Genomic DNA, 21938 nt, shown 5'->3' on the forward strand with positions numbered 1-21938 from the left:
GCAGCACTTTTTACGATATTTGCAACGAACGATAACGTTTTCGAAGAAAAATATAAACTATGCCTTTTTATCATAAACTTGGCGAAATACCTCACAAACGCCACACGCAATTTAGAAAGCCAGACGGTAGCCTGTATTATGAGCAGCTTTTTGGCACGATCGGTTTTGATGGGATGTACTGCAATATGTACCACGAGCAGCGTCCCACACAGGTTAAGGAGATTAAAGGCAGCAAAAACATAAAGCCTAAAGTTGCTAAGTCGAACCACATTCAGTCGTATCGTTTTAAAGGTTTTGAGATCAAGCCCGAAGCTGATTATCTTGACAGTCGCAAACCGGTTCTGACCAATAATGATTGTACTATTATTCTGGCTGCTCCGCAAAATAAAACTCAGGATTATTTTTATAAAAACAGCGATGCAGACGAACTCATTTTTGTACATCGAGGCAGTGGTAAATTCCGCAGTCATTTAGGAAATCTGGATTTCAAATACGGCGATTATATTGTGGTGCCACGCGGTACCATTTACAAGATGGATTTTGACGACAGCGACAACCGCCTGTTTATTGTAGAGTCACGACATCCTATGTATACTCCAAAAAGATACCGCAACTGGTTTGGACAACTTCTGGAACATTCCCCTTTTTGTGAACGGGATTTAAGAAGTCCTTATGAATTGGAGACTAACAATGAGACCGGTGAATTTTTGATGAAAATAAAAAAACAGGACGATCTGTTTGATATGATCTACGCCTCGCATCCTTTTGATGTGGTGGGCTATGATGGGTATAATTATCCATATGCATTCTCCATTCACGATTTTGAGCCCATTACCGGACGCATTCACCAGCCACCACCGGTACATCAGACTTTTGAAACCAGTGCATTTGTAGTTTGTAGCTTTTGCCCGCGTAAATACGATTACCATCCTAAAAGTATTCCCGCGCCGTATAATCACAGCAATATTGACAGCGATGAGGTGTTGTATTATGTAGATGGTGATTTTATGAGCCGTAACGATATTGAAGCGGGACACATTTCGCTGCATCCCGCAGGTATTCCACACGGGCCGCACCCGGGAGCAACCGAGCGCAGCATTGGCAAGACCGAAACTGAAGAATTAGCCGTAATGGTAGATACCTTTAAACCGTTACAAATTTGTGAAGATGCGATGTCTATAGCAGACGAGAGTTATTATAAATCGTGGTTATGCACCTCAATCCCCAAAGGGGAAGCAGATCACAAGTAGATTAATAGCAGTACGTCAATTTGATATAATGATGATTAGGAGCTGATACCTGCTTTACGCTGTATCTTTTTAATAGGGCTTCGATACGATTTGCTCTGCGAGCAAATCACTCAGCAACCCTTAAAAAGGATGCCGCTGCAATCAGGGCTAGAATGAATAACAAATACAGAATAAGAAATATAGAATATATATTATGAGTAAAGAATTGAAATCCGTTGATTACGGACTCGAAAAAATATTTGAAGGAGCACAGGATTTTCTCCCACTTATGGGTACCGACTATGTAGAATTTTATGTGGGCAACGCCAAGCAGGCTGCGCATTTCTATAAAACAGCATTTGGCTTTCAATCCTTTGCCTACAGCGGTTTGGAAACCGGTCAAAAAGATCGGGTGAGTTATGTTTTAAAGCAGGATAAGATACGTCTGGTGTTGACTTCGCCGTTAGGGAGTGATTCCCCCATCAATGACCATATAATAAAGCATGGCGATGGGGTAAAAGTGGTAGCACTCTGGGTAGAAGATGCACGTAGTGCTTTTGAAGAAACCACAAAACGCGGTGCAAAACCCTTTATGGAGCCCAAAGTAGAAACCGATGAGCAGGGCGAAGTCGTGTGCTCCGGGATTTACACTTATGGCGAGACAGTGCATATGTTTGTAGAGCGCAAGAATTATAACGGCCAGTTTATGCCCGGCTTTAGGAAATGGGAATCTGATTACAATCCGGAGCCTACCGGCTTAAAATATATTGACCATATGGTAGGTAATGTTGGTTGGGGCGAAATGAACACTTGGGTCAAATGGTATGAAGAGGTGATGGGCTTTGTAAACTTCCTCACTTTTGACGATAAGCAAATCACCACCGAGTATTCGGCTCTGATGAGTAAAGTGATGAGCAATGGCAACGGAAGAATCAAATTCCCTATCAACGAACCGGCAGAAGGCATTAAAAAATCACAGATTGAAGAATATTTGGATTTTTACGAAGGTCCGGGAGTGCAGCATCTTGCTGTAGCGACAGATGATATTGTTAAGACCGTTTCGGCTTTAAAGGCCAGAGGAGTAGAGTTTTTACCGCCACCTCCACAAGCCTATTATGATGATATCCCACGCAGATTAGGCGCGCATATGGATACGATGAAAGAAGATCTTAACAAATTGCAGGAACTTTCAATACTGGTAGATGCCGATGAAGAAGGCTATTTACTGCAGATTTTCACAAAACCGCTTCAGGATCGCCCGACTTTATTTTTTGAAATTATACAGCGTATGGGTGCCAAAGGTTTTGGTGCGGGTAATTTTAAAGCACTTTTTGAATCTATCGAGCGTGAGCAGGCTCAGCGAGGAACGCTTTAATTTAAGTATGTGATAATAAAATTTTAAAATCCCTGTTTGTATTCAAGCAGGGATTTTTAGCTTTTGGCTACTTTTGGAATAACTCTTGTAAAAGCATAAGTTACAACAGTGTTGTTGTGATTAAATCAGATCGCTATGAAAAAATATTATGTTTTATTTCTTATGCTGTTAGTGTTGGTTTCTACCAGTGCACAGGAGCCTGCTTTTGAAGATGGAGAGTGGTTCAAATTTCGTATAAGTTACAGTGGCTGGTGGAAAGCCGGTGAGGCAACTCTTGCAGTTACAAATGATACTTATAAAGGCAAATCGGTATATTATATAAAAGGAAAAGGCGTGACGACGGGTATGACCAAGCTTTTCTTTGGTGTTGAAGATTATTATGAAACTTACATTGATAAGCAATCCACTTTACCCTACCGTTTTATTCGTAAAATAGATGAAGGTGGGCATACAAAAGATAAGGTAATTGACTTTGATCAGAAAGCTCAAGTGGCTACTGTAAATGATAAAAAGCATAATGAGATCACTACCTATAAAACAGACCCGTCCATTCACGATATGGTATCCAGTTTTTACTACCTGCGTAATTCGATTGATACGAAAAACCTGAAAGAAGGTGATGAGACAGTGATCAATATGTTTTTTGATCAGGAAAACTTTAAGTTCAAACTCAAGTTTTTAGGACGTGAAGTTTTAAAAACGAAGTTTGGTAAGGTAAATACCTTAATATTTAGACCGTATGTGCAAGCCGGTCGTGTTTTTAAAGAGAAAGAAAGTCTTACGGTTTGGATTAGCGATGATCAAAATAAAATACCTTTGCAAATCAAAGCAGATTTAGCAGTAGGCTCGTTAAAAGCAGAGATTGAAGCATATAAAGGCCTTAAGCATCCATTCTATATTATACAAGATTAATGACGCATAAAAGCAGTCTGGAGACAGATCAACAATTAGAAGCGCTTAGAGAAAAATTTGATGCAATGGGTCAAAACCTGGACCATCAATTAGAAGGATTCGCACATAGTAAACCCATAAATTATTGGGACTATATTCAGGTTGATTCCCTATTAAGTATTCAAAACCAGCGTACTCTTCTTCCTGATGAAATGGTTTTTATTATGTATCATCAGATCAACGAACTGCTTTTTAAAATGATTTTATGGGAAATTGAGCAGGTCGCTTATGAGAAAGACTTGAATGTTGTTTTCTTTTCAGAAAAGTTAACTCGCATCAGCAGATACTTTGATATGCTTACTTCTTCTTTTAATATTATGCGAGAAGGGATGAATATGGAGCAGTATCTCAAATTTAGAAGAACCTTAAGTCCTGCAAGTGGTTTTCAAAGTGCGCAGTACCGCTTTGTAGAGTTTGGTTCTACTGAACTCATAAATCTTATAGATGCACGCATCCGCGAAAGCTTCAAAAATGAAGAAGTTACAGATGAGAGCTACTACGATAAGGTCTTTGAGCATTTATATTGGCAAGCAGCCGGAAAAGATTATGAGACCGGTGATAAAACGTATACGTTAAAAGCATTTGAATTAAAATATAAGGAAGCCTTCATTCGTTTTCTAAAACAATACAAAACCCTAAATTTGTGGGCCAGATTTAAAACCTTGCCACTTTCTGATCAAAAGGATGCAACATTGCTTGAAGCGATGCGTCACTATGATTATACAGTAAATATCAAGTGGGTTATGTCGCACTACCATACTGCCCTGCATTATTTAAATCAAGGTAAAGAGCCGTTAGAGGCAACAGGTGGTAGTGATTGGGTAAAATATATGCATCCCAAATATCAGAAACGCATATTTTTCCCTGATTTGTGGTCTGAAGAAGAACGCGCAAACTGGGGACAGAATATCTAAATAAAAACATTAAAATTTCAAATACCCTAAATTGAAAAAAATTAGTCTCGTATTGCTGGCCGTACTCACTTTAATGAGTTGCGCCGATGATAAAAAAGCAGAAATAAAACCGGAAGTAAAAGAAGTAAAGAAGCCTGTTAATAAGAAGTTTGGGTATGTGCTTGATGATTATGAGGTGATATCAGATACCGTACAGTCTGGTGATAGTTTTGGTCAGATTTTGTTTGAAAATGGTATTGATTACGGGACTATTCAACAAATTACAGACACGGTACAGTCTACTTTTGATACGCGTAAAATTCTTGTAGGTAAGCCATATACCTTACTTAAAAGTAAGGATTCTGCAAATCAGGCAAAGGTTTTTATATATGAGCAAAACAAGATAGATTATGTCGTGCTTGATTTTGCTGATGAGGTTGTAAAAGCTGCCGCTAAAAAAAGACCAGTTACGGTTAAGGAACGTGTGGTAAGCGGTGTGATAAATAGTAACCTTTCTTCTACTTTTGATGATCTTGGTGTAAATATTTTAGTAGCTTATAAAATGGCAGATATTTATGCCTGGACTATTGACTTCTTCCGTCTTCAAGAGGGGGATAGATTTAAAGTAATTTATACCGAGAAGTTTATCAATGATACCATTCCGGCAGGATTTGGAGAAATAAAAGCAAGTTGGTTTGAGCACAAAGGCAAACCCGTTTATGCTTTTGCGTATCAGAATGATTCGGTGAATGATGGTAACAGAGACTTTTACGATCAGCATGCAGATAACTTAAGAAGAGCTTTTTTAAAAAGTCCGCTTAAATTCGGACGTATTTCTTCTCGCTATAACTTAAAGCGCAGAATTGCATATTATGGTAATCGCATTCGTCCACATAAAGGAACCGATTTTGCCGCTCCTGTAGGAACTCCTATTATGGCGACTTCAGACGGTACGGTAATCGCTTCAGAATACAGAGGTGGTAATGGAAATTATGTGAAAGTTAGGCACAATAAAACTTATGACACGCAGTATTTGCACATGAGTAAACGTGCAGTTAGCAGAGGTGATTATGTGCGACAAGGAGAAGTAATAGGCTATATAGGTATGACTGGTAATACCAGCGGACCTCACGTTTGCTATCGTTTTTGGAAAAACGGCAAGCAAGTTAATCCATTTGCTATAGATTTACCTACTTCAGAGCCTTTAGCAGAAGAACTACAACCTCAGTATTTTGAATTTATAGCTCCATTGAGAGCGCAATTAGATGCAATAACCTTCCAAAAATCAACATAAAATGCAAAAAGTAAATCCTACTCAGACAAAAGCCTGGAAAGCGCTTCAGGCACATTTTGAAGACATTAAAGATGTCGAAATGAAGAACCTCTTTGAAGATCAATCAAGGGCAGCAGCTTTTACTTTGAAGTGGGAAGACTTTTATGTGGATTATAGTAAAAACAGAATCACTGAAGAGACAAAGTCTTTATTGTTGGATCTGGCTAAAGAAATGAATCTTAAGGAAGCTAAGGCAGCTTATTTTGGCGGAGCCGAAATAAATGAGACTGAAGGTCGTGCAGTGATGCATACAGCTCTTCGTCAGCCCAGTATAGCTAGTGTGAAGATCGATGGAGAAGATGTAATACCTGAAGTAAACGAAGTAAAAGCAAAAATCAAGAGTTTTTGCGACATGGTTATTAGTGGTGAACATAAAGGATATACTGGTAAAGCAATTACCGATGTGGTGAATATAGGTATTGGAGGTTCTGACCTTGGGCCTGTTATGGTTGCCGAAGCTTTAGCATATTACCACAACCATTTAAAAGTTCATTTCATTTCTAATGTAGATGGCGATCACGTTCACGAATCTCTAAAAAATTTAAATCCGGAAACAACCTTGTTTGTGATTGTATCTAAAACCTTTACAACTCAAGAAACCCTTTCTAATGCTAATACTGCACGTAAGTGGTTTTTAGATAAAGTTTCTGGTGCTGTAGCAGATGGTGAGGCTGTTGCAAAACACTTTGTTGCCGTTTCTACAAATGAGACTGCTGTTAAAGATTTTGGCATAGACCCTCATAATGTCTTTACAATGTGGGACTGGGTTGGTGGTCGTTTTTCATTATGGAGTTCGGTAGGGCTCTCTATCGCTTTGGCAGTGGGCTATAACAATTTTGAGAGTATGCTTGCTGGCGCTCATAAAGCTGATGAGCATTTCAAAAACACACCACTTGATGAGAATATTTCAGTTATACTGGCGCTTGTAACCGTATGGTACAACAATTTCTTTGGTGCAGAAAGTGAAGCGATTATTCCTTATACACAATATTTGCACCGTTTCCCTGCTTACCTGCAACAGGCAATTATGGAAAGTAACGGTAAAAGTGTAGACCGTAATGGAAAGCACGTAGATTATCAAACAGGACAAATTGTTTGGGGTGAACCGGGAACCAATTCACAACACGCATTTTTTCAGTTGATACATCAGGGAACTAAAATTATTCCGACTCATTTTATTGGCTATAAACATTCATTACATGGTGATGTAGATCATCATAATAAGTTGATGGCCAATTTCTTTGCGCAAACTGAAGCTTTAATGAATGGTAAAACAGAAGCTGAAGCTAAAGCAGAATTAGAAGCTTCAGGTATGGGTGCTGATGCAATTCAGAAACTGGTTCCATTCAAGGTTTTTGATGGAAATAAGCCTACTACAAGCATTCTTATTGATAAGCTAACACCTGAAAGTTTGGGTGCTCTGATCGCGTTATATGAGCATAAGATCTTTACTGAAGGTATTTTGTGGAACATATTTAGCTATGACCAGTGGGGTGTTGAGTTAGGAAAACAGTTGGCGAAAAATGTTTTAACTGATTTAAATTCAGAGGTTATAGCTGCCCACGATTCTTCAACCACAGCTTTAATTAAGGCATTTAAAGCGTAAGTTATACGCTTATTTGAATTTAGGTTTTTAACTGTTAAATATTAATTTAAAATACTTAGGGGTTAAAATAGCACATACGCTGTTGAGATGTTATTCTTAACATTGCGTTAATATTTAATTAGGTCTTTATTAAGACTTTTGCGCAAAATCTAAATTTAAACAAGCACAATGAAAAAAATTACAAGTTCACTAACACTTGTGTTTCTTCTGTTTGCAGCCTTTATGCAAGCACAAGGAACAATTCGTGGTACTGTAGTAGACGGTGAAAATGGTACGCCGCTACCTGGAGTAAACGTAGTTGTTGATGGAACAACTAACGGAGTATCAACTGATTTTGATGGGGTTTTCGAAATTCAGGTTGTTGACAATGCAGGTTCTTTACGTATTTCTTACGTAGGATTTAAGCCTTCTACTATTGCTTTTGATTTGTCTGGTAAAAAAGTAGTAAATCTTGGGACGGTTCAGTTGGAAATGGATTCTGATGCCCTTGATGAGGTAATAGTCAAAGCATATTCACTAGCAATTGATCGTAAAACACCGGTTGCAGTTTCTACAATTAAGGCTGAGACTATTCAGAATGAATTGGGTAGTCAGGAATTTCCTGAAATCTTAAAAACAACTCCTGGTGTTTATGTAACCCGAGGTGGTGGTGGTTTTGGAGATGCAGAATTGCGTGTACGTGGTTTTAACTCTGAAAACGTTGCGGTAATGATTAACGGTATTCCGGTAAACGATATGGAAAATGGTCGTGTATATTGGAGTAACTGGGCAGGTCTATCTGATGTAACTAGCTCTATGCAGGTACAAAGAGGTCTTGGTGCGGCAATGATAGGTCTTCCTTCTATTGGAGGTACTGTAAACATTGTTACAAAAGCTACTGACATCAATAAAGGTGGAAATGTAATCATGACCACAGGTAATGATGGTTATACAAAATATGGTTTTACACTTTCTACAGGGATGTTAGAAAATGATTGGGCGGCTACGGTAAGTCTTTCTAGAACTACTGGAGAGCAGTTTGTAGATGCTACTACAATTGATGCTTATTCTTACTTTTTAAACGTAGCAAAAAAAATAGGTGATAATCACGAATTGTCGTTTACTGCTTTTGGAGCGCCACAACGTCACGGCCAGCGTCAAAATCGATTGTTAATTGACGATTATAGAAGAAGTGATCGTGGTATACGTACCAATACAGATTATGGTTATAAAAATGGTCAGCTGGTAAATATTGAAGACAACTTTTACCATAAGCCACAGATGTCGTTAAACCATTATTGGACAATTAATGATATTTCATCATTAACTACTTCAGTTTACTATTCTATAGGTACTGGAGGTGGCGGAGGTACTGCGGGTACTAATAAATTCGGGAAATATGATACAAACTATCGTGATCAAGAATTTGGACCTGTAAATCTTGATAAGATCGTTGCAGAAAATAAAGCTTTAGGTCAGGCAACAAGTGCTGAAACTTTCTTGAGAGCTTCAAGAAACAACCACCAGTGGTATGGTGCTTTGTCAACATACAATACAGAGCTTTCTGAATATATAGATTTAACTGCAGGTGTAGATTTACGTTTTTACAGAGGGGATCACTATACAGAATTAACTGATCTTTTAGGAGCTGCTTTTTATTTAGATAATAGTGATGTAAATAATCCTAACAGAGTTGTTAGAGAAGGGGATAAGTATAACTATAATGACACCGGTTATACTAACTGGCAAGGGTTATTTGCTCAAGCTGAGTATAACAAAGATGCTATTTCTGCTGTGATTTCTGTTGCAGGTAACAACACTTCTTACAAAAGAGAAGATTATTATAAGTATACACCAGACGATCCGTTAAGAGAAACAGATTGGATAAACTTTACAGCTTTTAGTACTAAAGGAGGTATTAATTATCGTCTGGATGATGTAAATAATGTATTTGCAAATGTAGGGTATTTTGAACGAGCTCCATTTAATGAAGCGGTTTTTATAAACAATCGAAATGTTGTAAATGAGGATGCCGAAAACCAAAAGATATTTAGTGCAGAACTAGGTTATGGCTTAAGAACAGATAAGTTTAGAGCTGACTTGAATGTATATCGTACTCAATGGATGGATAGATCATATACTATAACAAGAACAGCTAACACTATTCAATACACCGCAAATATTTTAGGGGTAGACGCACTACACCAGGGTGTTGAATTAGAATTGCAATACCGTCCTATAGAGACTTTAACCTTGACCGGTATGGCATCTTTGGGAGACTGGCAATGGGATAATAATGTAACTAATGTTCAGGTTTTTGACGATCAACAAAATCCTATTGGAGACCCAATTGATATCTTTTTAGAGGGTGTTAAAGTGGGTAACTCGGCACAGACTACGTTTGCTTTAGGTGCAGATTATGCTGTGCTTGCTTCAACAACTGTAAGAGCTTCATTTAACTATGCAGGTAATTACTATGCCGATTATGACGTAACTGGTCGTAGCGTGGAAGGTTTGCCACAAACCTGGGAGATGCCAGATTACGGAGTATTTGACTTGGGCTTAACACACAGGTTTAATTTTGGTGGATTTAATGCACAAATAAATGCTAACGTGTTCAATGTATTAGGTACTGAGTATATTTCTGACGCGCAAGATGGTGATGGTTCTGTTGCTGAAACAGCATTAGTTTACTACGGTCCTGGTAGAACATACACTGTAGGAGCAAAAATTAATTTTTAATAAAAAATTGAAATGAAAAAATTTAACTATTTAATCGTTGCAATTACCATAGGCGTTATGTCTGTGGGTTGCGATCCTGTAGAGGATATAAATGATAGCCTGGCTGCAAATGAGCCTGGTATCAGCACTGTATTGGATTATACGTTAACTGATGATGACTACGAAGATTTAGAGCTTTCATTTGGTAACTTTAGTAGTCTTGACGATGCTAAGGCTTTAATACCTCAGGTGCTTACAAATAACTTTCCGGTACTAGGAGCTGGTTCATTGGCCAATGTTAGCTTTAATATTTATGATCCTATACGTGTTCAGGATTATGCTGTGAATGCGGCAGATTATGAAGAAGCTGGTCTTTCAGATTCTTATTTTTCTGGGTTGGGCGATATTCAGGATTTTCTTGATCTTAAATATCCTCAAGCTGAAAATGGAGACTATGTAAATCTTTCTTATAAAGTATTAGCTGATGAAATTCAGTATACTTTAGATGGAGATGACTTTGACTTAATTGGTGAAGAGTTAGCAGAAATATATCCTGCTCAGGCTGATCAAGCAGCTTTCCGTTCTAATTTTGAAAGAAGAACTACAAGTGATGCATATTGGACAGAAGAAATGATATTAGCTGCGCTAAATGTTGTATTAGCTGATAATTTTGATAATGTTTCAGGTCAAAAGTACAGTGTTTCTTATGCAATTTATGATGGAAGCGCTGGTGCTGAAAGTATGACTGTTCAGTTTGATGGTAACGCCTATGTTGCAGTTGGTGGTGTAGCTTACGAATTTGTTGATGCAGATTATGAATTGGCAGCTACAGAATTAGCTACAGCATATCCGGGACCTGCAGCTAATGCTAGTCAATTTGGTAGCTTTGATGTTCGTGAAGCTAGCGACAACTATTGGAGTCCTGCAATGTTGCTTGAAGCATTTAATATTGTTCTAGATGCTCAATATCCTAATTCTGTAGAAGGGGATAAATTTGAATTGACTTATGCGATTTACAACGGTGCAGTTTCAACACAAGTTTCTTCTGTAATTAAAGAAGGAGATACCTTTGTAATAGATGAGACTGCTTCAGTTTCTACTATTGAGGCAACTGTAGTTTATGCATATGCAAACAATACCTGGAATGAGCCCTTTACTTTAGAGTCTGAAGATTACACAGAGATGGGGCAAAGATTCCCTAATTTTGATGATGAGGACGAGGCTATCTATAAGCTACAAATTTTCTTAGGTAGAGAGTTTCCTTACGCAGAAGAGGGCGATTTTGTAGCTGTTGCTTACGCTTTTTATGATGGTTCTACATCTACAGAATATGCAAACTTTGTATTTAAAAATGGATCTTTTGTGAATATTCCTAGTGTGGTAGAGTCTTCTTTACAGTTTGGTAATGATGGTACAACTTGGGTGCCAGATAATACTATCGCTTATTCACTTGCAGGTGCAGATTACATATTAATAGCAGATGCTCTTGCTGCAGAATACCCTGCTCAAACAGCAAGTATGGCACAATATGGAAACTTAGATCGTCGTAGTGGTAATGCTGCTTACTGGAGTGATGGTATGATCGTAGAGGGAATGAATGTTCTTCTTGATGAAATTGCCCCTTCAGCTGCAGAAGGTCAGAAATATGCGGTTACATTTGACATTTACAACGGTTCTAATACTACTGAAACATTCTATCTGATCAAAACAGATGGGGCGTGGGTATTACAGTAATATATAAATTACTTTAAGTAAAACCTCCTACACTACTGTAGGAGGTTTTCTTTTCTATAGCTATATTGAAAACCAATATTTTATTTATGAAAAAGATAAACCTTAAAAGAAATGCGGTCCGCTTTTTTAATACCGCTTTTGTGCTTTTACTCTTAAGCTGTAGTGGCGGTGATGACTCTCCAGAAACTCCAGATCCAGAAACTGAAGTTGATAAACCCGTGGCGCAGGCTGATTCTTATACGACAGGTGAAAATGAATCAATTACTTTTGATGACTTATTAGATAATGATACCATCTTTGATTTTGGAAGAGTTTCTGAAATCGATAAAGAGTCTTCAAAAGGTGGAACTATTTTGGATAACAGAGACGGTTCTTTTACTTATACGCCACCTAGTAATTTTACAGGTGAGGATACTTTTGAATATACTTTGTGTGATGCACTGACTCCGGTAAATTGCTCTTCTACTACCGTTACTGTTACTGTAACAGGTTCAGATCCTATTGCTGTAGCTGATAGCTATGAAGTAAAGGAAAATAGCTTTTTTAAAATAAATAACTACCTTCAAAATGATGAACTGCTGGATAATGCAGTAGTCACAGAGTTGGATTTAACAGGTACTAATGGTTCTGCAGTTTTAAATGAGGATGGTTCGATCTTGTATACTGCTTCTAATGGATATGCAGGTGAAGATACATTTACATATACTATTTGCGATGATGATGAAACTCCGGTTTGCTCTACAGCCACTATTACCATCACGGTTATAGACGAAGGTACTCCTGTTGCTGTTGATGACGAGTTTGTGTTTAGACAAGAAAATCAGACGTTAACCTTAGAGGGTTTTACTGATAATGATGATTTGATTGACGATGCTGTTGTGACTGAGATCAGTTACTCGGGATCTGGATCTGCAACGCTTAATGAAGATGGTACGATCACCTATACTTCTTCAAATGATTTTATAGGGGAAGAAACCATTGTTTATACGTTGTGTGATGATGATGAGGCACCGTCTTGTGTAACTGCCACAATAACTATTAAGCTTGTAGATGGTCTTGATGTTAATATTCCAGCGGTACTTGAATACTATTACGGAGATTTAGCGCTTACTACAGATGAAGATTTAAATTTCACTGTGCTCCGCACGCTTACACAGGGGATGCATACTACGATTCTTACTTATTTTGAGCGTCACGAATATTTATATGATGCAGATGCAGATTTAGATAATCCTGCAAATGTTATCCTGATGTATACCGGTGAAAGCAGAGATCGTAGAGAGTATACCTCAGGGAGTAATTCCTACTCACCTCAAACTTTTAATACCGAACATATTTTTCCGCAGTCGCGTTTAGCAACTGCAAACGCAGTTACAGATTTACATCATTTACGCTCTACAGATGACGCGATCAACTCTCTTCGTCTTAATTACCCGTATACAGATGGAAGTGGAGAATATGCGTTGGTCAACGGCAATTCTTGGTTTCCAGGAGATGAATGGAAAGGTGATGTGGCGCGTATGGTACTTTATTTAAATATACGCTACGGAGAAGACTATACTAAAATAGGAACGCTAGATTTATTCTTAAAGTGGAATCGTGAAGACCCGGTTTCAGATTTTGAACGTCAGCGAAACGGAGTAATTGAAGGTGCACAGGGAGTTCGTAATCCATTTATTGACAACCCGTATTTAGCAACTTTAATTTGGGGAGGAACCGCAGCCGAGAATACCTGGGAATAGTTGCCTTTTAGTTTAAAATTTATAAAACCCTTTCAATTTTGAAAGGGTTTTTGTTTTTATGAGATGTAGATTTCAGTGCTTTTAACAGCAAAAACCTATCTTTGAATTTCAAAAATCAGACTATGTATAACACCATTCAATTTGTACACTCCTACTGGGCTTATTTAGTGCTCATAGTACTTACTATAACTACTATCAATTCACTGGTTTCTTATTTTGGAAATAAAGAATTTGGCGCTCGTGATTTCAGATTAGCATTATTTACGTTGATTGTCACGCACATTCAATTACTTATAGGTATTGTGCTATATTTTGTTTCCCCACTGGGAGCAAAAGCCATAGCTTCTGAAGGGATGAGTGCTGCGATGAAAGATCCTAATTTACGTTTGTATGTGGTGGAGCACCCTCTTGCAATGATTATAACAGTTGTTTTGATAACAGTAGGCTACAGCAAGCATAAAAAGAAATTAACATCTAAGCCTAAATTTAAGCTTCTGGCTATTTTTTATACTTTGGGACTTTTGGTGATGCTAACTCGTATTCCGTGGTCTAATTGGTTTTAATTTCTAGTTTGTAAGATTTTAAATTAAAAAAGCTCCGTGATCAATTTGATTACGGAGCTTTTTTGCAAACTGCAAACTGCAAACTGAACCTAACGATTCATCCAGTCTTCAATCTCTTCCACTTCAAGTGGTATGTTACGCATCAGATTAAACGGCTCTCCGTTTTCTTGAATAACTACATCATCTTCCAATCGAATCCCGAAACCTTCCTCAGGAATGTAAATTCCCGGTTCAACGGTAAATACATTGTTTACGTGCATCGGTTCGTGAAGTAGTCCATAATCATGGGTGTCCAGACCTATATGGTGTGATGTACCGTGCATAAAGTATTTTTTATAAGCCGGCCAATCTTTGTTTTCGTTTTGAACATCGGCTTTGTCCAGTAGGCCAAGACCCAACAATTCTGAAGTCATTAGTTTGCCTACTTCTTCATGATAAGGACCCCATAAGTTTCCTGGAGTGAGCATTTTTGTAGCTTCTTTCTTTACGCGTAAAACAGCATTATAAACGTCCTTTTGACGATCGGTAAACCTACCGGATACCGGAATCGTACGGGTCATATCGCTGCTGTAATTTGCATATTCAGCACCAATGTCTAACAGAATTAAATCTCCGGCTTTACATTCAGAATTATTCACAACGTAATGCAATACATTGGCATTGTTGCCTGAGGCTACAATAGGTGTGTACGCAAAGCCTTTAGAGCGGTTACGCAAAAACTCGTGCATAAATTCGGCTTCTATTTCATACTCCATCACACCGGGTTTAGTGAACTGTAAAACGCGTTTAAAACCTTTTTCGGTGATATTGCAAGCTTGTTGCATAATGTCAAGTTCAATTGGGTCTTTTACAGAACGTAAACGCTGCAGGATAGGATTGCTCTTAGCTACACTATGAGCAGGATATTGTTCTTTAATCGCTTTGTTGAAACGAGCCTCTCGAGTTTCGGTCTCTACATTTGCACGGTAATGTTCGTTGGTATTGATGTAAATGGTTTCGGCCTGCGTCATCAATTCATAAAAAATCTTATCCCATTCCTGTAACCAATATACAGTTTCAACACCGCTAACTTCTAGTGCTTTTTCTTTAGTGAGTTTTTCGCCTTCCCATACAGCGATATGCTCATTGGTTTCCTTTAAAAATAAAATTTCGCGATGCTTCGCTTTAGGGCAATCTGGGAAAAGCACTAAGATGCTCTCTTCCTGATCTACTCCACTTAAGTAAAACAAATCACGATTTTGTTGAAAAGGCATCGTGCTATCTGCTCCTATGGGGTAAATATCGTTACTGTTAAAAACGGCAAGGCTATTTGGCTTCATTGCAGCCATAAAATCTTTGCGGTTTTTGATAAATAAGTTGCGATCTATAAGGTCGTATTTCATATCTAAAATTGAATTTTTCCAAAGGTAAAGGAAATTAAAGCGATGCTGAAATAAAGTGACGAGCCTCCCTTTTTAATAGAAGGTTTTTCTTCCGCTAATTAAAGGAGGTATTTGTATTTAAAAACATGGTCATAACTAGGTCTTTGTTGTGCAAATCACTAATTTTAGAAGTATAAAACTCTTCTCTATGCAATCAAGATTTCTACTAATTATCTTATTTTTTAGTTTTCTGCTAAATGTTCAAGCGCAACAACCGGCTACTTCGGAAACTGTCTTACAGGAAACACTGACTTTAAAAGAGCAAATGCTCGAAAATTCTTTAGTAAAAAATATTCCTTTTAAAAATATAGGACCTACTATAATGAGTGGTCGTGTGGTTGATATAGAGGTTAATCCTGAAAACAGTACAGAATTTTATGTCGCGTATGCGACAGGTGGTATCTGGCACACCGTGAATAACGGGAATACGTTTGAATCAGTTTTTGATAGTGCGCCTACTCAAAATGTAGGGGATATTGCAGTAAACTGGACAGAAGGTATAATCTGGGCGGGAACCGGAGAGACGATTTCATCCCGTTCTTCTTATGCCGGAATCGGTATTTTAAAAAGTACAGATAATGGTAAAACCTGGGAACAAAAAGGGCTTTTAGATGCCCATCACATCAGCGATATTGTTCTTGATGCATCGAACCCTGATGTTGTGGTTGTGGGTGCTTTGGGTCATTTATATTCACCTAACGAGCAGCGCGGTATTTTTAAAACAACAGATGGCGGGGACACCTGGGAAAAAAAATTATACATAGGTGATGAAACAGGAATCATATGCCTTGCTGAAGCCCCAGATAACCCCGATGTAATGTATGCTACCGCTTGGGAACGTGAGCGTATGGCTTGGGATTTTAGAGGGTCTGGTGAGAATTCCGGGATTTACAAATCTACAGATGCAGGAGATAGTTGGGAGTTAGTGACTACCGGTAATGGATTTCCGCAGGGAGAAGGGGTTGGTCGTATTGGTGTGGCGGTTGTTGATGAGAATACCATTTATGCCATTCACGATAGTCAGTTTATAAGAGAGGAATCAAAAGAAAAAAATGAAGAGAAGGGAGACGAGTCTTTAAAACCTGAAGCTTTTAAGACGATGACTAAAGCTGCTTTTTTAGCTTTGGATGAAGAGTCGTTGAGTGATTATTTGCGTGATAATCGCTTTCCGAGGCAGTATGATGCTAAAAAGGTTTATAAGATGATTAAAAGCGATGAGCTGAAACCGGCTGATCTCTTCTTATACACTTATGATAAAAATGCTTCTGAATCTAAAGGAGAAGTAGTAGGCGCCGAAATTTACCTTTCTGAAGATGGTGGAGCTACTTGGAGTAAAACTCACGAAGGCTATATTGATGATTTTTTCTATTCTTATGGTTACGTTTTTGCAGAGATGGATGTAAACCCTCAGGATAAAAATGAAATTTACTTAGTTGGTGTTCCGCTTATAAAATCTACAGATGGCGGGAAAACGTTTACCTATATCAATGAGCCCAATGTACACGTTGATCACCACGTGATTTGGGTTGACCCTAAAATGCCAGACCATTTGATTAATGGTAATGATGGCGGACTCAATATGTCTTACGATGCCGGAAAGAGTTGGTCAAAATTAAACTCGATGCCACTGGCGCAATTTTATGCGATAAATGTAGATTATGAAAAGCCCTATAATGTGTATGGGGGTTTACAGGATAATGGTACGTGGAAGGGGCCACATACCTATTCTTACTCTAAAGATTATGAGTCTGAAGGTCAATACCCCTATAAATCTATAGGTGGTGGTGATGGTATGCAAGTGCAAATTGACCGTCGCAACAGCAATATAGTTTATGCGGGTTCACAGTTTGGGTATTATAATCGCGTGAATCTTGAAACAGGAGAGCGTCAATTTATAAAACCCAGTCATGATGTAGGTGAAGCTCCGTATCGATTCAATTGGGAAACTCCTATTCTGCTTTCTTTTCACAATCAGGATATCTTATATATGGGCGGAAATAAGCTGATGCGTTCTATGAATCAGGGTGATGATTGGACGGCGATTTCTCCAGATCTCACAGCTGGCGGAAAAAAAGGAAATGTACCCTACGGGACCTTGACAACGATTAGTGAATCTCCTTTTCAATTCGGTTTAATTTATACGGGTAGTGATGATGGTTTGATTCAGGTGACGCAAGATGCCGGAGGAAGCTGGAGCGTTATTTCAAAAATGCTTCCTCAGAACTTATGGGTGAGTAAGGTTACAGCTTCGGTACATAAAAAAGCTAGAGTTTACGCTACGCTAAACGGATATCGCTACGACGATTTTGCACCTTATGCTTATGTAAGTGAGGATTATGGAAAAAGCTGGAAAGACATCAGCGGTAATTTACCCCTGTCTCCTATTAATGTAATTATTGAAGATCCAGTAAAAGAAGATATTTTGTATTTAGGTACAGACGATGCAAGTTATGTGAGTTTAAATAAAGGAAACACCTGGCAATTATTAGACGGAAGTATGCCTAATGTAGCGGTTCACGATATGGTTGTTCAAACCGAAGCAAACGATCTGGTTGTGGGTACTCACGGAAGATCAATTTACATTACAAATCTTAATGATATTCAAAATTTTGATTTTCAAAAAGCTGAAGATTTACAAGTTTTTAAAATTGACCCAGTAAATTATTCAACAAATTGGGGGCGTTCTTGGAGTGCGTGGAGTTCAGCAAATACTCCTGAGATCACTTTCGGTTTTTATACACCACAAAGTGGAAATGCCATGATAACTCTTAAGAGTACAGGGGGTGAAACCTTAAAGACTTGGCAGGTTGAAGTGAGTAAAGGCTTTAATTATAGTCCTTACGATTTGAGTATTTCAGAATCAGGGAAGAAATATTTAGAAAAAGAGATTAAAGATTTACAAATCAAAAAGGCTCAAAATGGAATTTTTTATCTTCCGCCCGGCTCTTATGAAGTTGAGATTAAAGCGGCAGGAAATACAGAAACTACAGCTCTAAAAGTAGAAGAAGGAAGTCGTCGCAGAGATCGTGCTGAGGCAGCTGCAAATGCACCAGAAGAAGATTAAATAGGATGGAGCTGAACTTAAGTATACCGGCATTGCTGTTTCCGGCAATATCACTAACTATGCTTGCTTATAATGCCAGGTATTTAGCAATAGCAGCATTAATTAGAGCGTTGCACAAGCGGTATCAGAACCAGTCATCGAGTCCCGTAAAAAAGCAAATCAAACAATTGCGCAAACGTCTGGGCATTATAAAAGCTATGCAGGCGATGGCGATCGTGAGCTTTCTTCTGGCCGTAATCACGATGTTTCTAATCTACATTGAAAAGTCAATTTGGGCTAATATTTTCTTCGGGGTCAGTTTGATTGCGCTTATAATTTCTTTGACATTGTCTTTTATAGAAGTGCAATTGAGTACTCAGGCTCTTGAAATTCAGTTGAATGATATGGATGATTGATTTGAATCTTTAGTTATTCAAGTCTCCATGTAATCGATTTTATAATATTTAATCTTTTACGTTTCAGAAAGGGATTCAATTTTCTTATTAGCTCACTTGATTCCAATTCTTTGTTTAAGGGAACTCTTATATTTCAAAGGTTTTCGTGTGAACTCTTAAACATTTTTGGCTTTATTTAAAACCATTCCAAAAGGGGGGGTAAAGTTTGTGAAACAACCTGCTGAGCCGTATTTTTGTGCCACTAAATAAAAAACGTAATTAAATGGGAATCATTTCCTCTTCTATCGCCCGAAAAGTTGCCATGGCACTTTCAGGTTTGTTCCTTGTATTGTTTTTAGGTCAGCATTTTACAATTAACCTCACGTCGACCTTCAGTCCTGAAACATTTAATGAGTTTTCTCATTTTATGGGAACCAATTTTCTGGTACAGGCAATTCTTCAACCCGTGCTAATTTTTGGGGTTATTTTTCACTTTGTAATGGGTTTTATTCTTGAAATACGTAACCGTTCTGCTCGTCAGATCAGTTATGTGAGCTATAAGGGTAGTGCAAACTCTAGTTGGGTAAGTCGTAATATGATTTATTCAGGTATAGTAATTCTAGCCTTTTTAGGGCTTCACTTTTATGATTTCTGGTTTCCGGAAATCGCTTACAAATACATTGAAGGTAACCCGGCTGATGCTACCCGTTATTACGGGGAGTTGGTTGAAAAATTCCACAGTCCTGTAAGAACAGGTTTGTATGTGCTTTCGTTCATATTCTTAGCGCTTCACCTGTATCACGGTTTCGCGTCTTCGTTTCAATCAGTTGGCTTCAATAACAAATACGCGACTGCTTTAAAGAAATTTGCAAAGGTTTATGCTATAGCTATTCCTGCAGGATTTATTTTCATCGCGTTGTTTCACCATTTTAATCACTAGACGATGTCAGAATTAAAATCAAATATACCAGAAGGACCACTTGCAGATAAGTGGACTCAACATAAAAACGATATCAATCTCGTTAACCCGGCTAACAAACGTAATATAGATGTTATCGTTGTAGGTACCGGTTTAGCAGGAGGTAGTGCCGCTGCAACTTTGGCAGAATTGGGCTACAATGTAAAGACTTTTTGCTACCAGGATTCTCCGCGTAGAGCGCACTCTATTGCTGCTCAGGGAGGTATCAACGCGGCAAAGAATTATCAGGGAGATGGGGATTCTAACTACCGTTTATTTTACGATACGGTAAAAGGTGGTGACTACCGTTCTCGGGAGTCAAATGTTTACCGTCTTGCGGAAGTTTCAGGTAATATTATTGACCAGTGTGTGGCACAAGGTGTGCCTTTTGCACGAGAATATGGAGGGTTATTAGACAACCGTTCTTTTGGTGGAGTTTTGGTTTCCAGAACATTTTATGCTAAAGGACAAACCGGTCAGCAGTTGCTTTTAGGAGCATATTCTGCGATGAACCGTCAGATCAACCGCGGTAAGATAAAATCATTCAACCGTCACGAGATGTTAGATCTTGTTTTGGTTGATGGTAAAGCGAGAGGTATTATAGCTCGTGACTTAGTTACCGGTGAGATAGAAAGACATGCTGCTCACGCAGTTGTTTTAGCTAGTGGAGGTTATGGTAATGTGTTCTTCCTTTCAACTAATGCAATGGGAAGTAATGTAATGGCAGCTTGGAGAGCGCACCGTCGTGGAGCATATTTCGCAAACCCTTGCTATACGCAGATTCACCCAACGTGTATTCCGGTTTCTGGAGATCATCAGTCAAAATTGACGTTGATGTCAGAATCTTTGCGTAATGATGGTCGTATCTGGGTTCCTAAGAAGAAAGAAGATGCGATTGCAATTAGAGAAGGTAAAAAGAAACCTACTGATCTTTCTGAAGACGAAAGAGATTATTATTTAGAGCGTCGTTATCCTGCTTTTGGTAACCTGGTTCCTCGTGATGTAGCTTCAAGAGCTGCAAAAGAACGTTGTGATGCCGGATTTGGTGTTAACAAAACAGGAGAAGCAGTTTACTTAGATTTCTCAAGTGCGATTGAACGCTACGGAAAAGAAAAAGCATTTACTTCAGGGCATAAAAATCCTTCTAAAGAAGAAGTGATTAAGCTTGGTAAAGAAGTGGTAGAGGCTAAGTATGGTAACTTATTCCAGATGTATGAGAAAATCGTAGATCAGAATCCATACGAGACTCCGATGATGATCTATCCTGCAGTTCACTATACGATGGGAGGTCTTTGGGTAGATTACAACTTACAAACTACCATACCGGGTTGTTATGCAGCGGGAGAAGCAAACTTCTCTGATCACGGTGCTAACCGGCTTGGAGCTTCAGCATTGATGCAAGGTCTTGCAGATGGATATTTTGTGCTTCCTTATACAATAGGGGACTATCTTTCTAAAGATATAAGAACAGGAAAAATTCCAACAGATTCTCCAGAATTTGATCAGGCAGAAAAAGATGTACGCGACCGTATGCAAAAGCTTATGAATGGTAGCGGACAGCATTCTGTAGATTATTACCATAAGAAATTAGGTAAGATCATGTGGAATAAATGTGGAATGGCTCGTAATGCAAAAGAGCTTCAGGAAGCAATGGATGAAATCGCTGAATTGCGTGCAGATTTCTGGGCAAATGTAAAAGTGCCAGGAACGCTGGATTCTAAAAATGCTGAGCTTGAAAAAGCCGGAAGAGTAGCAGATTTCTTAGAATTAGGAGAACTTTTTGCTAAAGATGCATTTACTAGAAATGAATCTTGTGGAGGTCACTTTAGAGAAGAATATCAAACTCCGGAAGGCGAAGCTTTACGGGATGATGAGAATTTTAGTTTTGTATCTGCTTGGGAGTATAACGAGAATCCACGCGAAGCAAAACTGCATAAAGAACAGTTGACCTTTGAGAATATCGAGGTAAAGACACGTTCATATAAATAATAATTA

The 21938-nt window shown here is 38.4% G+C and carries 15 protein-coding genes; 14 read left to right on the forward strand and 1 reads right to left on the reverse strand.

The genetic code is table 11. The annotated features are described in order from the left end of the window. The first annotated feature begins 59 nt into the window (after positions 1-59). The 10 genes from DSM02_RS08515 to DSM02_RS08560 all read left to right on the forward strand — a co-directional run bounded on the left by DSM02_RS08515 (position 60) and on the right by DSM02_RS08560 (position 14126). On the forward strand, positions 60-1250 hold the full coding sequence (locus DSM02_RS08515) for a homogentisate 1,2-dioxygenase (protein ID WP_128765216.1): 1191 nt from the start codon (positions 60-62) through the stop codon (positions 1248-1250). Between the two features lie 193 nt (positions 1251-1443). Then, positions 1444-2604, forward strand: coding sequence for a 4-hydroxyphenylpyruvate dioxygenase (gene hppD, locus DSM02_RS08520; protein ID WP_128765217.1), 1161 nt, complete (start codon positions 1444-1446; stop codon positions 2602-2604). A 135-nt stretch (positions 2605-2739) separates the two neighbouring features. Continuing rightward, the gene (locus DSM02_RS08525) at positions 2740-3516 is read left to right on the forward strand and encodes a DUF3108 domain-containing protein (protein ID WP_128765218.1); all 777 of its coding nucleotides are present in this window, start codon (positions 2740-2742) and stop codon (positions 3514-3516) included. Next, positions 3516-4469 (forward strand): tryptophan 2,3-dioxygenase family protein, encoded by a 954-nt coding sequence (locus tag DSM02_RS08530; RefSeq protein ID WP_128765219.1) that lies wholly within the window; start codon positions 3516-3518, stop codon positions 4467-4469. The genes DSM02_RS08525 and DSM02_RS08530 overlap by 1 nt, the downstream gene beginning before the upstream one ends. A 73-nt stretch (positions 4470-4542) precedes the next feature. Continuing rightward, positions 4543-5742: a peptidoglycan DD-metalloendopeptidase family protein gene (locus DSM02_RS08535; protein WP_128765269.1), complete on the forward strand. Its 1200-nt coding sequence runs from the start codon at positions 4543-4545 to the stop codon at positions 5740-5742. A 1-nt stretch (position 5743) separates the two neighbouring features. Then, entirely contained in the window at positions 5744-7387 is a 1644-nt protein-coding gene (pgi, locus tag DSM02_RS08540) for a glucose-6-phosphate isomerase (RefSeq protein WP_128765220.1), read from the forward strand. 168 nt (positions 7388-7555) lie between these two features. Next, entirely contained in the window at positions 7556-10108 is a 2553-nt protein-coding gene (locus DSM02_RS08545; protein WP_128765221.1) for a TonB-dependent receptor, read from the forward strand. 12 nt (positions 10109-10120) lie between these two features. Beyond that, positions 10121-11821, forward strand: coding sequence for a nuclear transport factor 2 family protein (locus tag DSM02_RS08550; protein ID WP_128765222.1), 1701 nt, complete (start codon positions 10121-10123; stop codon positions 11819-11821). Between the two features lie 86 nt (positions 11822-11907). Beyond that, positions 11908-13563: an Ig-like domain-containing protein gene (locus DSM02_RS08555; protein ID WP_128765223.1), complete on the forward strand. Its 1656-nt coding sequence runs from the start codon at positions 11908-11910 to the stop codon at positions 13561-13563. 122 nt (positions 13564-13685) lie between these two features. Next, the gene (locus tag DSM02_RS08560) at positions 13686-14126 is read left to right on the forward strand and encodes a hypothetical protein (protein ID WP_128765224.1); all 441 of its coding nucleotides are present in this window, start codon (positions 13686-13688) and stop codon (positions 14124-14126) included. Positions 14127-14215: 89 nt separating this feature from the next. Here the strand turns inward: DSM02_RS08560 and DSM02_RS08565 are convergent, their stop codons facing one another. Next, positions 14216-15508: an aminopeptidase P family protein gene (locus tag DSM02_RS08565; RefSeq protein WP_128765225.1), complete on the reverse strand. Its 1293-nt coding sequence runs from the start codon at positions 15506-15508 to the stop codon at positions 14216-14218. A 187-nt stretch (positions 15509-15695) separates the two neighbouring features. Between DSM02_RS08565 and DSM02_RS08570 the strand changes: the two genes are divergently transcribed. The 4 genes from DSM02_RS08570 to DSM02_RS08585 all read left to right on the forward strand — a co-directional run bounded on the left by DSM02_RS08570 (position 15696) and on the right by DSM02_RS08585 (position 21932). After that, positions 15696-18611 (forward strand): beta propeller repeat protein, encoded by a 2916-nt coding sequence (locus DSM02_RS08570; RefSeq protein ID WP_128765226.1) that lies wholly within the window; start codon positions 15696-15698, stop codon positions 18609-18611. A gap of 5 nt (positions 18612-18616) precedes the next feature. Then, positions 18617-19006 carry a DUF2721 domain-containing protein gene (locus DSM02_RS08575; RefSeq protein ID WP_128765227.1) on the forward strand — a complete coding sequence of 130 codons (390 nt, stop codon included), beginning with the start codon at positions 18617-18619 and terminating at the stop codon, positions 19004-19006. 262 nt (positions 19007-19268) lie between these two features. Then, positions 19269-19925 carry a succinate dehydrogenase cytochrome b subunit gene (locus DSM02_RS08580; protein WP_128765228.1) on the forward strand — a complete coding sequence of 219 codons (657 nt, stop codon included), beginning with the start codon at positions 19269-19271 and terminating at the stop codon, positions 19923-19925. 3 nt (positions 19926-19928) lie between these two features. Continuing rightward, positions 19929-21932 (forward strand): fumarate reductase/succinate dehydrogenase flavoprotein subunit, encoded by a 2004-nt coding sequence (locus tag DSM02_RS08585; RefSeq protein WP_128765229.1) that lies wholly within the window; start codon positions 19929-19931, stop codon positions 21930-21932. Positions 21933-21938 lie beyond the last annotated feature (6 nt).

This window comes from Leeuwenhoekiella polynyae (genome assembly GCF_004104075.1).
GTDB lineage: Bacteria > Bacteroidota > Bacteroidia > Flavobacteriales > Flavobacteriaceae > Leeuwenhoekiella > Leeuwenhoekiella polynyae.

What these genes read in the sequence shown, in the direction of transcription:
- DSM02_RS08515 (WP_128765216.1), top strand. Translation starts at nt 60, where the DNA reads ATGCCTTTTTATCATAAACTTGGCGAAATACCTCACAAACGCCACACG.
- hppD (WP_128765217.1), top strand. Translation starts at nt 1,444, where the DNA reads ATGAGTAAAGAATTGAAATCCGTTGATTACGGACTCGAAAAAATATTT.
- DSM02_RS08525 (WP_128765218.1), top strand. Translation starts at nt 2,740, where the DNA reads ATGAAAAAATATTATGTTTTATTTCTTATGCTGTTAGTGTTGGTTTCT.
- DSM02_RS08530 (WP_128765219.1), top strand. Translation starts at nt 3,516, where the DNA reads ATGACGCATAAAAGCAGTCTGGAGACAGATCAACAATTAGAAGCGCTT.
- DSM02_RS08535 (WP_128765269.1), top strand. Translation starts at nt 4,543, where the DNA reads ATGAGTTGCGCCGATGATAAAAAAGCAGAAATAAAACCGGAAGTAAAA.
- pgi (WP_128765220.1), top strand. Translation starts at nt 5,744, where the DNA reads ATGCAAAAAGTAAATCCTACTCAGACAAAAGCCTGGAAAGCGCTTCAG.
- DSM02_RS08545 (WP_128765221.1), top strand. Translation starts at nt 7,556, where the DNA reads ATGAAAAAAATTACAAGTTCACTAACACTTGTGTTTCTTCTGTTTGCA.
- DSM02_RS08550 (WP_128765222.1), top strand. Translation starts at nt 10,121, where the DNA reads ATGAAAAAATTTAACTATTTAATCGTTGCAATTACCATAGGCGTTATG.
- DSM02_RS08555 (WP_128765223.1), top strand. Translation starts at nt 11,908, where the DNA reads ATGAAAAAGATAAACCTTAAAAGAAATGCGGTCCGCTTTTTTAATACC.
- DSM02_RS08560 (WP_128765224.1), top strand. Translation starts at nt 13,686, where the DNA reads ATGTATAACACCATTCAATTTGTACACTCCTACTGGGCTTATTTAGTG.
- DSM02_RS08565 (WP_128765225.1), bottom strand. Translation starts at nt 15,508, where the DNA reads ATGAAATACGACCTTATAGATCGCAACTTATTTATCAAAAACCGCAAA.
- DSM02_RS08570 (WP_128765226.1), top strand. Translation starts at nt 15,696, where the DNA reads ATGCAATCAAGATTTCTACTAATTATCTTATTTTTTAGTTTTCTGCTA.
- DSM02_RS08575 (WP_128765227.1), top strand. Translation starts at nt 18,617, where the DNA reads ATGGAGCTGAACTTAAGTATACCGGCATTGCTGTTTCCGGCAATATCA.
- DSM02_RS08580 (WP_128765228.1), top strand. Translation starts at nt 19,269, where the DNA reads ATGGGAATCATTTCCTCTTCTATCGCCCGAAAAGTTGCCATGGCACTT.
- DSM02_RS08585 (WP_128765229.1), top strand. Translation starts at nt 19,929, where the DNA reads ATGTCAGAATTAAAATCAAATATACCAGAAGGACCACTTGCAGATAAG.